Below are 13,167 nucleotides of genomic sequence, written 5' to 3' on the forward strand. Positions count from 1 at the left end.
TCTTGCCAAGGACCGACATGCACGCATTCCCTTCGAAGACCGCTATTGCAATGGCCGTAGCCATTGCCGCCACCCATTCCGGCATGGCATCCGCCACACCGGTGCGCTATGACATCGAACCCACGCACACCTTCGTGAATTTCGAAGTCAGGCACTTCAATACATCTACCGTGCGCGCCCGCTTCGATAAAGTCGACGGTTTCGTCGAGCTGGATCGCCAGGCAGGCAAGGGTAAAGCCGAGATCAATATCGACACAGGTTCCGTCAGCTCGGGAGTCCCCGACTTCGACGGACACTTGAAAAGTGCCGACTTCTTCAATGTCTCGTCATTTCCCCAGGCCCGGTTCGTCGGCGCCGACTTCCGCTATAACGGCGACAAGCTTGAATCAGTCACCGGCGAACTTACCATGCTCGGCAAGACGGCCCCGGTGACGCTCACCGCAAGCAGCTTCAACTGCTATGACCAGCCGGTCTTGAAGGTGCATGTCTGCGGCGGGGATTTCTCCACCGACATCAAACGCAGCGAATGGGGAATGAACTGGGGCATAGATATGGGCGTGCCTGACAGCGTGCGTTTGCTGGTCCAGATCGAAGCCATTCAGAAATAGCGGCACCATAGCTCAACACTATTAACATGATGCACATAATCAACTATGCCTAATTAACGATAATCATTATCATTAATACTTGATTGATTGTGGAGTCATTTATGTTGATAGTTGCCCAAAAGACCAGCCAAGTCATGTTGCACATGTCGGTCGCCTTTGGCGTTACTTATGCGTTTACCGGCTCCTTGGCCACCGGCGGGTTGGCTGCGGTGCTGGAACCGATCTGCAATGTACTGCTGTTGCCCCTGCACGACCGTTTGTGGAGCAAGGTCGGCCGGGGACGATGCGCGGACCCCGTGCTGCAGTAAGCCCGAAGAACGACATGACCCGTATCAATTGCGTTCCGGTGGAAGAACTGAGCCGACAACATCTCGTTGCGGAATACCGCGAGTTGCCACGTGTCTTCTCGCTCGCCCGGAAGGCCGCTGAGCGTAACGACATCAGGCGTATGGAGCACTACACGCTCGGAAAAGGACATGTCCTGTTTTTCTACACGCGCCTGGCCTACCTGGCACGTCGCCACGCGGAACTGGTTCGTGAAATGCAGCGTCGCGGATACACGCCCAACTTCACCGCCTCCCTGCACGAGTCTCATGCCGACATCCCTGTGGAATTATGGGAAGACTGGACGCCCACGGAAGAGGCGATGGCCATCAATCGGCAGCGTATCGCCGAACGGCAAGCTAATAAAGGCTAAAGCCGTTCTTGCGCACGAACGGCACGCGCATGTCGCTCACTATGGACTGCGGTGCTATGCTTTAAGTCTACCCAAGCAGAAACACCATGGCCCAAAGTCGGAGTACACCTATGTACGTACCCTTCAAAGACCGCAAAGATGCAGGTTGCCAACTTGGGCTGGCACTGCTCGACCGTTATGATCAACGGGACGATGTGCTGGTTCTGGGCCTAGCCCGTGGCGGCGTGCCCGTCGCGCATGAGGTAGCCAGCTTGTTGAGTGCGCCCCTTGATGTCTTACTTGTTCGCAAGCTCGGCCTGCCGCAACAACCGGAATATGCCATGGGAGCCATCGCCAGCGGCGGGGTCATCGTGCTGGATGAGGAGGTGCTGCGTACCATGGCTGTCAGCCAGCGCGCGCTCGATGCTGTCATGGCGGCAGAACGAAAAGAGCTCGCCAGACGGGAAGCGACCTATCGCCGCAAGGGTCCTGCTAAAACCATTGAAGGCCACACCGTGATACTGGTGGACGATGGCCTCGCGACCGGATCAACCATGCGCGCCGCCATCGCCAGCGTCAAAGGCCGATCGGCGCGTGCTGTTGTGGTAGCCGTTCCCGTCGGGGCCAGCGAAACCTGTGAAATGATCCGGCAAGAGGCGGACGACGTCGTTTGCCTGGCCACGCCGGAAATATTTCGCGCTGTGGGACTGTGGTATCAGGAGTTTCCCCAAGTCAGCGATGACGAAGTCCGGAGGGCACTGGCGTGATGGCGGCGCCAGAATCGCTGGAAGCCCAGCTTTTATGGGCTATTTCGGGTTACGCCCACATAGAGCAAATAACAATAAAGCCGACCAACGTTGTAATTTTTACGACACGGTAACGAAAAGTAGCTTTTCTGGGTAGACATTATGCTCTGAAGGGATTACATTCCTGCTTAGGTTTTCAAGTTCGTTGAAGTTAGCACAAACCAGTACCAGAAAAACTGTACTTTTTTGCTCATATCTCCACGCCTTGACAGTCTTTTGCAGAGCATGTCGCTCGTCTTTTTAGGGATCGCAAGAAATGGCAACAGAAACTGGTATTGTAAAATGGTTCAACAACGAAAAGGGCTTCGGCTTTATTACGCCTGAAGCCGGTGGCAAAGATTTGTTTGCTCACCACACCGACATCGTCGGCACAGGTTACAAGTCGCTCGAAGAAAACCAACGTGTTTCCTACGAAGCCGCTGAAGGCCAAAAAGGCCCTCAAGCCAAGAACATCCAAGTTATCTAAATATAACTAGGTTGGTAAAAGCCCGCTTTTAAGCGGGCTTTTTTTATTTCATCATGGCTCCCATCAAGCTCATGGAAACTGAGCCTTCCGAGGAGTCATCGTGGTTAAAGTCAAACGCAGCAAGTCCGCCGTCGATGCGGCACAAGCCCAGGCGCTGTTAGGCGACATTCAGGCGCTGATCGAGACGTCGCGGCAGCGCGCCGCCTTGGCAGTCAATGCGGAACTGACACTGCTGTTCTGGCGCATCGGCCATCGCATCCACACCGAAGTGCTGGCCGGACAGCGGGCCGGGTACGGAGAGGAAATTCTGCCAACTTTGGCCAAGCAGCTTGCCCGCGATTACGGGCGCGGCTTTGGGGAAAAGAATCTGCGTCGGATGGTCAAGTTCGCTGTCACGTTTCCCGACGAGCCAATTGTCGCGACACTGTCGCGACAATTGAGCTGGTCGCACTTTGTCCTGCTGCTGGCTCTCAAGGAACCATTGCAACGGGACTACTACGCACAGATGACGGGCGCTGAACGCTGGAGCGTGCGAACACTACGCGAGCGCATCGACTCGATGCTGTACGAGCGCACGGCATTGTCCAAGAGGCCAGACGAGACAATTGCGCAAGAGCTGGCGGCCCTGCGCGATGCGCAACGCATGTCGCCGGAATTGATCATGCGCGATCCGTACATTCTAGACTTCCTGGGCCTGCGGGATTGCTGGCAGGAAGGCGACTTGGAGGCGGCGATCATTCGCGAAATGGAAGCCTTCCTGTTGGAGCTGGGGGCTGGCTTCTCCTTCCTTGCCCGGCAAAAACGCATCCAGATCGACGATGAGGATTTCCATCTTGACCTATTGTTCTACAACCGCAAGTTGCGGCGGCTGGTGGCGGTGGAACTGAAGATTGGTGAATTCAAAGCAGCCTACAAAGGACAGATGGAGCTTTACCTGCGCTGGCTCGACAAGCATGAACGAGAGCCGGACGAGGGTTCTCCGCTGGGGATCATCCTCTGCACGGGCAAAAAACGTGAGCAGATCGAGTTGCTGGAGCTGGACAAATCGGGCATCCATGTTGCCGAATACCTGACCACCTTGCCCCCGCGTGCGGTATTGGGGGAACGATTGCTACAGGCAACCGCGCGGGCGCGGTTGCAGATCGAGCACCGGCAGCCTGGTGACAGAGCTTAAGCGTGCGATGCCGGCTCACGGTAAACTGGATGCTGCCTACGACAGCCCGGCGTGATTTACACGAAGGACTTGATACCGGCCTTTTTCATGAACCCTATTCCAAAGCCTGCCTTAGTGCTACATCCCCGCAACCGCCACCAGGGCCGCTACGATTTCGAGGCACTGACCTCCAACAGCCCACAGCTTTCCGCCTTCGTCATCGCAAACCCGTATGGCGAGCCCAGCATAGACTTTGCCAATCCCGCCGCGGTCCAGGCGTTGAATCGCGCTCTGCTGAAAACGCACTATGGGGTCGAGCACTGGGACATACCCAAGGGCTATCTATGCCCGCCTATTCCGGGACGCGCCGACTATATCCACTATCTGGCCGACCTGCTGGCGGACAGCAACGGGGGCACCATACCCCGTGGCCCAGCGGTGCGCGTACTGGACATAGGCATAGGCGCCAACGCCATCTACCCGCTTATCGGCCATGCGGAATATGGCTGGCGGTTCCTCGGCTCTGATATCGACCCTGTCGCGCTCGCCTCGGCCAAATCCATCATTGAATCCAATGGCGGACTGGCGGACGCCATCGAGCTCCGTCGCCAGAAGTCGGCCGATCACATACTGCTTGGCGTGGTGAATGCCGGTGATCGATTCGATCTTACCGTATGCAATCCGCCCTTTCATGCCTCCGGCTATGAAGCCAGGAATAGCTCTGAACGCAAATGGAGGGGCCTGGGTAAAACGCGGCCTGGCAGCAAGTCACCCACATTGAATTTCGGCGGAGTCGGCACTGAGCTTTGGTGTGAAGGCGGTGAAGCCCTGTTCATACGGCGGCTCGTCCAGGAAAGCCGCGAGGTATATGATCAAGTCTACTGGTTCAGCACCCTGGTATCCAAAGAGAGCAACCTTCCAGAGGTCTTGCGCGTCCTTAAGAAGGTCGGCGCCCCGTTCGTGCGCACTGTGGAAATGGCCCAGGGACAGAAAAAAAGCCGCTACGTAGCCTGGTCCTTCCTTCACGCCTCCGCCCAGCGCGCCTGGCACGAACAGAGCAGATGACGTAAAAATAACTACAATATCCGCCTGATCCCTTATAGAGAAACGAACGTGAGAAAAGTTGTCCGCGGCAAACTGCATGGTATCCGTGTCACCGGTGCCGACCTGGAATATCATGGCTCCATTACCCTTGACCCGGACCACTGCGAAGCCGCAGGCATTCTGCCCATGGAATTCGTGGATATCTGGAACAAAAACTCGGGGGCCCGCATCAGCACTTACGTCATTTACGGCGTGCGCGGATCCCGTTGCTGCATACTGAACGGCGCCGCCGCCCGCACATGCCAGCGCGGCGACGAGGTCATTATCTGCAATTCCGTCTATGTCACGGAAAAAGAGATTGAAGACATCAAGCCAGCCATCCTTACCTTCAATCCGGACAATTCCATCAACGAGCGCCTGGGCTACAGCATCTCGCGCGATGAACACGATCGCCTGACCTTCGATATCCTGAAGTTCGATTGAGGCACAAGAGCGGCCCTATGCCAGCCACCATCATTGAATTGCAGCAGCTCCTCGCCACTGGCGCCACCAGCGCGCAGGAACTCACCAAGGCGGCGCTTGAGCGCATTGCGGCACCTGAAGGCGAAGGCTGCCGCGCCTTTACCGATACGTATGGCGAGCAAGCCCTTGCTGCGGCGCGTGCCTCCGATACCCTGCGAGCGGCCGGAATAGTGCGTTCGGCCATCGACGGACTGCCCATCTCCGTGAAGGACTTGTTCGACGTGCAGGGCAAAACTACGTTGGCAGGCTCGGTTGCGCTCAAAGACCGGCCCCCCGCCCGGCACAACGCCGCTATCGTGCAGCGCCTGATCAATGCGGGCGCGGTTATCGTGGGTAAGACCAACATGACCGAATTCGCCTTTTCGGGCCTGGGCATCAATCCACACTACGGTACGCCCAGCAGTCCCTGGGATCGCGACACGGGGCGCATACCCGGCGGGTCATCTTCAGGCGCCGGCGTATCGGTGGCAGACGGCATGTGCGTGGCCGCGGTAGGCACGGACACCGGCGGATCTGTTCGCATACCCTCGGCGTTTTGCGGCCTGTCGGGCTTCAAGCCCACCGCGCGCCGTGTACCCGCCGACGGCGCGATCCCTTTGTCGGCCAGCCTGGACTCCATCGGCCCCCTGGCCGCCTCGGTAACATGCTGCGCCATTCTCGATGCCGTGCTGTCGGGTCAGGCATATACGGCGCCTGCCGCCCCCGACTTATCGCAACTTCGCTTCGCTGTGCCATCTTCAGTCGTGCTTGACGGTGCCGACGATCATGTGCGCGAGGTATTCGAACGCGCTTTGCACAACATCCAGAGCCATGGCGCACGAATCGACACCATCGAATTGCCGGAATTTGAACAGTTGGCCTACATCAACCGTATGGGCGGATTCGTATGTGCCGAGGCATGGGCATGGCATAAGGAACTGCTAGAGCAGCATGCCGACCAGTACGATCCCCGCGTCGCCTCGCGCATTAGGCGAGGCAAGGACATGTCGGCCGCCGACTATATCAAGCTGCTCCAGACGCGCCAAGACTGGATCGCGTCGGTGGAGTCGCGCATGAAACCCTATGATGCGCTTCTGATGCCGACTGCGCCTATCGTTGCACCGGCCATCGAGGCCCTGCAGGCCTCGGACGAAGCCTATTTCGCGGCGAATGGGCTGATTCTACGCAACCCCACCCTGATCAACTTCCTGGACGGCTGCGCGCTTTCCATACCGTGCCATCCCAACGGCACCGCCCCCGTAGGCTTGATGATCGTGGGCCCGGCCATGCATGATCGTCACATTCTTGACGTGGGCGTAGCGCTCGAAAAAATTTTCTGAATTTGATCGCAAGAGCCGGAGTGTATGGGTTAACGGCTGCGACTACAGTGGAGCCGTCACCAGCTTGAGAGGTATATAGCCATGATCGTTCAACTTCACTCCGCCCGCAGCTCGACCCACGTCGTTGAACAGGACCCGCGCTGGGCCGCCGTTCTGGCTCGCGACCCATCCGCCGACGGCAGTTTCGTTTATGCGGTCAAGACTACCGGCGTGTATTGTCATCCCAGCAGCTCATCGCGGCACCCTCATGCCGGCAATGTCGAATTCTTCAACACGCCGGAAGCTGCCGAGGCGGCCGGATACCGTCCCAGCCGCCGGGCATCACCCGATCATACGGCGATGGCGGCCCGGCGGGCCACGCTGGTGGCCGATGCGTGCAGGTATATCGAGACAGCGCCCAGCATGCCAACACTGACGGAGCTGGCCGCTCGTGCGGCCATGAGCCCGCCACACTTTCATCGCGTTTTCAAGGCCGAAACCGGCTTGACTCCAAAATCCTATGCCGACGCTCATCGCGCCGCGAAGATGCGGGTAAAGCTCGGTCACACCAATTCCATCACTGATGCCATCTACGATGTGGGCTTTGGATCGAACAGCCGCTTCTACGAAGCGTCAGATCGAATGCTGGGGATGCGGCCAAAAGATTACCGTGCTGGCGGTGCCAACACACAGATCCATTTCGCCGTCGGCGAATGTTCGTTGGGATCCATTCTTGTTGCGCAAAGCGAAAGAGGCGTTTGCGCAATCTTGATGGGTGACGATCCAGATCGATTGGTTCGGGATCTGCAGGATCAATTCCCCCGAGCCGCCCTGGTGGGGGGTGATGCCGACTTTGAACGGCTCATTGCAGAAGTAGTGGGCTTCGTGGAGTCCCCTTCCATCGGGCTGAATTTGCCGCTGGACGTGCAAGGCACCGCATTCCAGCAACGCGTCTGGCAGGCCCTGCTCGAGATTCCCGCGGGCACAACGGCCACGTACACCGAAATAGCCCTACGTATAGGAATGCCGACGGCCATACGTGCCGTGGCAAGCGCCTGCGGGGCAAACCGGCTGGCGGTTGCCATTCCGTGTCACCGCGTGGTGCGCCGCGACGGAAGCTTGTCGGGATATCGCTGGGGGGTAGACCGTAAACGCCAGTTGCTGGAGCGGGAAGCATCCGGGTAACCAACGAACCGGATGCTTCAGTGCGACGCGGGGCTGCTGGCCAATGGAAGATAAATGACCACCGTCGCGCCCTGTTCCGGCTGGCTTTCGATCGTTACGAATCCACCGGAACTGCTGGCTGCGGCGTAGACTTGGCTAAGCCCGAATCCGCGCCCTTTTTTATCTTGTTTGGTGGAAAATAGCGGTTCAAAAACCCGTGCAATAAGGTCCCGCGCTATTCCTATCCCATTATCGCTGAACGATATACCCACATAGTCGCCGGTTCGGACGCCGAAGGAGGCGGCGCCGGCGCCGTCCACATGACGAGCCGTCGTTGACACGACAAGGTGCCCACCATCGGGCATGGCTTCGCGTGCGTTCTCCGCAAGATTCGTCATCGCCTTTGTCAATTGGTCAGGATCGGCACAATAGCACCACGCCAATGGCCCCGGCGTTATCGTGACAACGACCGTATCGCCGGCGATACGGATCAGATCAAGCCAGGCGGACGCTATCAGCCTGTCTATGTTCACCACCTTTATCTCGGCCCCCGCAGGCCGGGAAAAGTCCATAAGATTCTGGGTCAATGCCACACCGCGCTCCACGCCGTTGTTCATCGCGGAAACAAGCCGGTTCGCCCGGTCACCTTCAATCTGGTCACTGAGCATTTCAAGACTGGCGCCAATAACCATCAGAAGGTTATTGAAGTCATGCGCCACTTCACGAGCCATGTAACCCAGCGATTCCATTTTTTCCGTATGGCGAAGTTTTTCGCAAGCGAGGTGCTCCGGTGTTACGTCCGCGACTACACCTGCGATGCCGGCAAGCTTCTCGGCGTGGTAATAGCCCTGTCCCGTCAAGCGGATCCAGCGTATGGAATTATCATCCACCCGCTGTATGCGTTTCTCGACGGCGATAACTCCTTGAGACGAAGCCAGTTCAAATGCCTGTGTGACGGCCTCGCGGTCCTCCGGAATGATTCCCGCGAAAAGGGCGTTCAGCGGCATCGTGGCGTCTGTGCGCGTAGTGCCCCATATTCTGTCGTACTCAGGCGATCGCCAAAGGCTGCCAGTCGCCAGGTCGAGATCCCAGCATCCCACGCCCGCGGCGCGCAAGGCGTGCTGCATCAGGTGGGATTCACTACCCCGGTCCTGCGATGGAGATTCAGTCACTGTCAATGTCCTCTAAGCCGTATCGGATCATGATTTTCGCTTGTGGATGGCGCTAAGCTTGGAGATCAACTCATCCATGGGAACCGGTTTGCACAATTGGTCGGTAAATCCCACCGCCCGCGCCTTTTCACTGTGCCCATAGCCAGTCAGGGCGATCGCCGGCACATCCATATTACGCTCGCTCCTGCGCAGGTTGGCCAACAGGGTGTATCCGTCCATATTGGGCATGCCCAGATCCGACACGAGCACGTCAACATCGTTACTCTGCAAGAGGGCCAGAGCCTTGACGCCATCGGTTGCCGTCATTACGAACGCGCCCCGCATTTGGCATAGGGCACTGAGCACGTCCAGTATTTCTTCCGAGTCGTCCACAAGCAGGACACGCATGCCTTCCAGGCTATGTCGCAGCGGTGCTGCGGCAATTGCGGCTGAATTGGCAACATGGCTGGCCAACGGCAGCCACAGGCTGAAAACCGAACCGCAACCTTCACCGTCCGAGGTAGCGGCGACACGACCTTCATGCGCCTTGGCGAGTTGCTCTACAAGAGCAAGTCCAATGCCCAACCCGCTTTTGGCGCGCTCGTTATGCTGTCGGCTCACCTGCTTGAACATGTCGAAAATACTATCGAGGAACTCAGGAGCAATGCCGATGCCCGTATCTTGAACATCAAGCCGCACGTAGCCGTCATCCTCGCAGCCAAGCGTGACCGTTATAGCGCCTCGGGCGGGCGTAAATTTCAACGCATTGTTCAGCAAGTTCCATACAATTTGTTCTATACGGGTCGCATCGCCCTGTATCAGCAATGGCGCATTTTGCTCAATCCCTTCAGTGTGCAGCGCGACCTGGCTGTCGCATGCCTGCGCTTGCATGGCTTCCACGGCCGTCGCGACAATATCGGCGAGATTGACTAGGCTGCGATTCAAGGTGAGCTTGCCGGTTTTGACGCGAGACAGGTCCAGGAGGTCGGCGATGATCTGCGCCTGACTACTTACGGAACGGCGAATTGAGTCGACTGCCTTCACGGCGTTTTTCGTGGCAAGCACACCAGGGGAGCGCGAAAGCAGATCGGCATTCAGCTGGATCAAGTTCAATGGGTGGCGCAGCTCATGGGACATGATGGCAATGAACTCGTCCTTCAGCACATTCGACGCCTCGGTTTTCTGCAGGTGCGATTGCTGCTCGTCTTGCTGTATGCGTACGCTGGTCAGGTCGCGCGCGATCTTTGCGTATCCGATCAGTTCCCCGTCTATCATGGGGTAAACCACACCGCTGCAATAAAAACGGGAACCATCTTGGCGAACATGCCAGCGCTCATCGGGAGCCCGCCCCTGCACGCGCGCCGTATCCCGCTCTTGTTTCGGGATGCCGGCAGCCCGGTCTTCCGGCGTGAATATGATGTCGATGGGGCGCCCTACTATCTGCGCCGCTTCGTAGCCGAATATGATCTCGGCCGCGCGGTTCCATTCCGTTACCCGGCCAGCCTTATCCATCATGATAAAGGCGAACTCCGTCGTACTTTCGATCAGCAGACGCATGCGCTCCAGGCTGTCACGCAGACGTGCTTCTGCACACCGCAGCTGGGTAATGTCAACAAAGTTCAAGACAGCACCATCGATGCGATCTTCGGCCGTGCGATAAGGGAGTATGCGCGCCAGGTAACTGCGGCCATCGGTACTATGGACTTCCCGCTCCACCAGGCGCAAGGACTCAAAGGCCTGAGCCGCGTCGGCCATTAGATCCGAATACTCGAGCCGATGCGTGATATCCATCAGCGATCGGCCACTATCCGCAAGGATCAGATTGAATAAGGTGGTCGCCTTCGGCGTAAACCACTTGATCCGCATGTTGCGGTCGACAAAGATGGTGGCGATGTCGTTGGATGAGATGAGGTTCTGGAGGTCATCGTTTATTTTCACCGTTTCGATGACTTTGGTCTTGAGCTCATCGTTAACGGTGATGAGCTCTTCATTCATCGACTGCAGTTCTTCCTTGCTCGTCTCCAGCTCCTCCGTTGCTGACCGGAGCTCTTCGTTCATCGCCTGGAGCTCCTCATTCGACGCTTTCAATTCTTCCGTAGACGTCTCGGAATGCTCGATGGTCTGCTGAAGCTGCTCGGTGAGCGCCTGCACCTCGTGTTCGAGCGTCTGCAGCGCCTTATTATGGAGCTCACCCGCAGACCGGCCCTCGGCCTCTGCTGTTAAAACTTCGGTTTCATCAAACTCCAGAAGCACCAATTGTTTGCGCCATTCCGTGTCCTCGAAAGGTTGCACACCGACTTTCACGGAAGTATCTTTCTCGTCCTGCCGAATCGGCACCGCGCGAGTGCAAGTGCGACGCTGAGTCTTGAGCGCTTGAAGCACAGCGGTCCGGAGTTCCGCCCGCAATTTGGGGTGAACCAGCGAGAGCGCGTTATGCGACGGATCGCCTCCTACATGGCGCAGGAACCGTCCCGCCGTGTGTGACAGATGCAGGATCTGGAAAGACGGGTCGATAAGGATGGTGGGTGGGCCGTATAGATCCAGGGCGCGCTGATGTGCACCCGAATAAGACTGGCGTTTGTCGTGAATGGGGCGTGCCAGGTTCGTGGGCCGCGAGGCCGGCGCGGCGGGCTCATGCCTTCTGGTAAGGAAAGTCGGACTTACCGATGCGGCAGTCGGAGCACTGCGATAGATTCGATTCTTCTTGTCGACCACCGTAAACAAGCCTTCGGCGGCGTCCGGAGTTTCCGATGACCCGAGGAACAGGTATCCGCCCGGGCTCAGCACGGAATGAAAAATCTTCAGGACCTCGTGTTGCGCGTGGCGATCCAGATAGATCAGCAGGTTCCGGCAGGTTATCAATTGCAGGCGGGAAAAAGGTGGGTCGCGAAGCACATTGTGTGGCGCGAACAATATGCTGTCACGGATGATTTTTGCAATTCCGTAACGGGACCCTTCCTTAGTGAAATACTGCCGTAGATAAGTTGGAGGGACGTCTGTGACGATCGTCTCGGGGTATAGCCCTTTTCGTGCGACGGCTATTGCGCGGTCATCGACGTCCGTGGCGAATATCTGGATCTTTGATGCCGCATGTTGCCGTTGAATTTCGCCGGCAAAGATCACGGCCAGCGAATAAGCCTCTTCGCCTGTCGAGCAGGCTGGCGCCCAGATGCGTACCTCCGATTGCTCGGCGGCGGCGTGCTGGACGATTTGCGGCACAACATCGCGCTCCAGTGCTTCGAAGGCTTCGCGATCGCGGAAAAAATTGGTGACGCCGATAAGCATGTCGCCCAGCAGGGCGGCTGTCTCGTCGTGCTGCTGTTCAAGCAGCGCGACATAGCTGGGCATATCGCTGACCGCCGTGACCTGCATGCGGCGCTCTATGCGCCTGAGTACCGTGGCGCGTTTGTAGTATTGGAAGTCGTGGCCGGTACGCTGGGCCAGCAGTTTCAGCACCCTGGCCAGGGCGGCTTCCGCTGCCTCGGCCTTCTCTTTGGAGGTAGGCAAGTGGGAGATGTCTGCAACCTTGTCTACACACGGCAGCTCGATGCGCTGGGCATTGTCCCAGAGCTCGAGCAGCTTCTGCGGCATGTCCACGGCGGGTAGTACGAAATCGACTACGCCTTGCTCAATGGCACTGTGCGGCATGCCATCGAATTCCGCATCGCCGGGCGCCTGGGCGATAGTCAATCCGCCCCGCTCTTTTATACGCGCCATGCCAACGGCGCCATCCGCACCAGTTCCCGACAAGACGATGGCAAACGCCCTGGCTTGGTGCGCATCGGCAAGCGTGCGAAAGAACAAGTCGATGGCTATCTGTCGTTCGCGCGGCCGCTCGGCCGCACTTACCTGGAGATGGCCGTCGGCCATTACCAGGTGCAATGCCGGCGAGATGACGTATATGTGGTTCTTTTCAATGGCGACGGGAGCATCGACCTGCCTGACCGGCATGCGTGTGACGCGTTGAATGATCTGGTCTACGCTGCTTTCATGCTGGGGAGACAAATGCAGTATCACCACAAATGCCATGCCACAATCGGCCTGCATGTTCTCAAAAAATCGCAACAGCGATTCAATTCCGCCGGCCGATGCGCCAAGCCCCACCACAGGAAAATCTAGGCCACTGGAAGCGATGAGCATCTGCTCATCTGTCGCTATGTTTGCTTTGCTTTCCATGGCTGCCTTGATCTTGCAGCCAACGCCCTTTCCAGGACGCCGACTGGCTACATATGATTAGCTCATTGTTGCACAGCGCCAAGGCCGGCGCCAGACTGACACA

General features: G+C 57.8%; 12 protein-coding genes. 10 read left to right on the forward strand and 2 right to left on the reverse strand.

The window, feature by feature from the left end:
• Nucleotides 1-17: 17 nt before the first annotated feature.
• The 10 genes from CR159_RS10735 (at nucleotide 18) to ada (ending at nucleotide 7,758) form a co-directional block, all read left to right on the forward strand.
• A complete protein-coding gene (locus tag CR159_RS10735; RefSeq protein ID WP_233208264.1) occupies nucleotides 18-608 on the forward strand; it encodes a YceI family protein in 591 nt (196 codons plus the stop codon).
• A gap of 101 nt (nucleotides 609-709) precedes the next feature.
• On the forward strand, nucleotides 710-916 hold the full coding sequence (locus tag CR159_RS10740; RefSeq protein WP_102073956.1) for a DUF2061 domain-containing protein: 207 nt from the start codon (nucleotides 710-712) through the stop codon (nucleotides 914-916).
• Nucleotides 917-930: 14 nt separating this feature from the next.
• The gene (locus CR159_RS10745; RefSeq protein WP_102073957.1) at nucleotides 931-1,305 is read left to right on the forward strand and encodes a pyrimidine dimer DNA glycosylase/endonuclease V; all 375 of its coding nucleotides are present in this window, start codon (nucleotides 931-933) and stop codon (nucleotides 1,303-1,305) included.
• A gap of 110 nt (nucleotides 1,306-1,415) precedes the next feature.
• The gene (locus CR159_RS10750) at nucleotides 1,416-2,051 is read left to right on the forward strand and encodes a phosphoribosyltransferase (RefSeq protein WP_102073958.1); all 636 of its coding nucleotides are present in this window, start codon (nucleotides 1,416-1,418) and stop codon (nucleotides 2,049-2,051) included.
• A 295-nt stretch (nucleotides 2,052-2,346) separates the two neighbouring features.
• Nucleotides 2,347-2,556, forward strand: a complete 210-nt coding sequence (locus CR159_RS10755) for a cold-shock protein (protein WP_073102334.1) — start codon at nucleotides 2,347-2,349, stop codon at nucleotides 2,554-2,556.
• 100 nt (nucleotides 2,557-2,656) lie between these two features.
• Nucleotides 2,657-3,730: a PDDEXK nuclease domain-containing protein gene (locus tag CR159_RS10760; protein ID WP_102073959.1), complete on the forward strand. Its 1,074-nt coding sequence runs from the start codon at nucleotides 2,657-2,659 to the stop codon at nucleotides 3,728-3,730.
• Between the two features lie 87 nt (nucleotides 3,731-3,817).
• Nucleotides 3,818-4,774, forward strand: a complete 957-nt coding sequence (gene rlmF, locus CR159_RS10765; RefSeq protein WP_102074094.1) for a 23S rRNA (adenine(1618)-N(6))-methyltransferase RlmF — start codon at nucleotides 3,818-3,820, stop codon at nucleotides 4,772-4,774.
• 48 nt (nucleotides 4,775-4,822) lie between these two features.
• Nucleotides 4,823-5,236, forward strand: a complete 414-nt coding sequence (gene panD, locus CR159_RS10770) for an aspartate 1-decarboxylase (RefSeq protein ID WP_102073960.1) — start codon at nucleotides 4,823-4,825, stop codon at nucleotides 5,234-5,236.
• Between the two features lie 17 nt (nucleotides 5,237-5,253).
• Nucleotides 5,254-6,594: an amidase gene (locus tag CR159_RS10775; RefSeq protein WP_102073961.1), complete on the forward strand. Its 1,341-nt coding sequence runs from the start codon at nucleotides 5,254-5,256 to the stop codon at nucleotides 6,592-6,594.
• A gap of 81 nt (nucleotides 6,595-6,675) precedes the next feature.
• Nucleotides 6,676-7,758, forward strand: coding sequence for a bifunctional DNA-binding transcriptional regulator/O6-methylguanine-DNA methyltransferase Ada (gene ada, locus CR159_RS10780; RefSeq protein ID WP_102073962.1), 1,083 nt, complete (start codon nucleotides 6,676-6,678; stop codon nucleotides 7,756-7,758).
• A 17-nt stretch (nucleotides 7,759-7,775) separates the two neighbouring features.
• Here the strand turns inward: ada and CR159_RS10785 are convergent, their stop codons facing one another.
• Together CR159_RS10785 and CR159_RS10790 are read right to left on the reverse strand one after the other, a co-directional pair.
• Nucleotides 7,776-8,909, reverse strand: coding sequence for a two-component system sensor histidine kinase NtrB (locus tag CR159_RS10785; RefSeq protein ID WP_143705457.1), 1,134 nt, complete (start codon nucleotides 8,907-8,909; stop codon nucleotides 7,776-7,778).
• Nucleotides 8,910-8,936: 27 nt separating this feature from the next.
• Entirely contained in the window at nucleotides 8,937-13,064 is a 4,128-nt protein-coding gene (locus CR159_RS10790; protein ID WP_102073964.1) for a CheR family methyltransferase, read from the reverse strand.
• Nucleotides 13,065-13,167 lie beyond the last annotated feature (103 nt).

Source organism: Pollutimonas subterranea, from assembly GCF_002849655.1.
GTDB lineage: Bacteria > Pseudomonadota > Gammaproteobacteria > Burkholderiales > Burkholderiaceae_B > Pollutimonas > Pollutimonas subterranea.

Coding starts and splice junctions, on each gene's coding strand:
- rlmF (WP_102074094.1), top strand. CDS start 3,818: ATGAACCCTATTCCAAAGCCTGCCTTAGTGCTACATCCCCGCAACCGC.
- ada (WP_102073962.1), top strand. CDS start 6,676: ATGATCGTTCAACTTCACTCCGCCCGCAGCTCGACCCACGTCGTTGAA.
- CR159_RS10745 (WP_102073957.1), top strand. CDS start 931: ATGACCCGTATCAATTGCGTTCCGGTGGAAGAACTGAGCCGACAACAT.
- CR159_RS10755 (WP_073102334.1), top strand. CDS start 2,347: ATGGCAACAGAAACTGGTATTGTAAAATGGTTCAACAACGAAAAGGGC.
- CR159_RS10740 (WP_102073956.1), top strand. CDS start 710: ATGTTGATAGTTGCCCAAAAGACCAGCCAAGTCATGTTGCACATGTCG.
- CR159_RS10775 (WP_102073961.1), top strand. CDS start 5,254: ATGCCAGCCACCATCATTGAATTGCAGCAGCTCCTCGCCACTGGCGCC.
- CR159_RS10735 (WP_233208264.1), top strand. CDS start 18: ATGCACGCATTCCCTTCGAAGACCGCTATTGCAATGGCCGTAGCCATT.
- CR159_RS10750 (WP_102073958.1), top strand. CDS start 1,416: ATGTACGTACCCTTCAAAGACCGCAAAGATGCAGGTTGCCAACTTGGG.
- CR159_RS10790 (WP_102073964.1), bottom strand. CDS start 13,064: ATGGAAAGCAAAGCAAACATAGCGACAGATGAGCAGATGCTCATCGCT.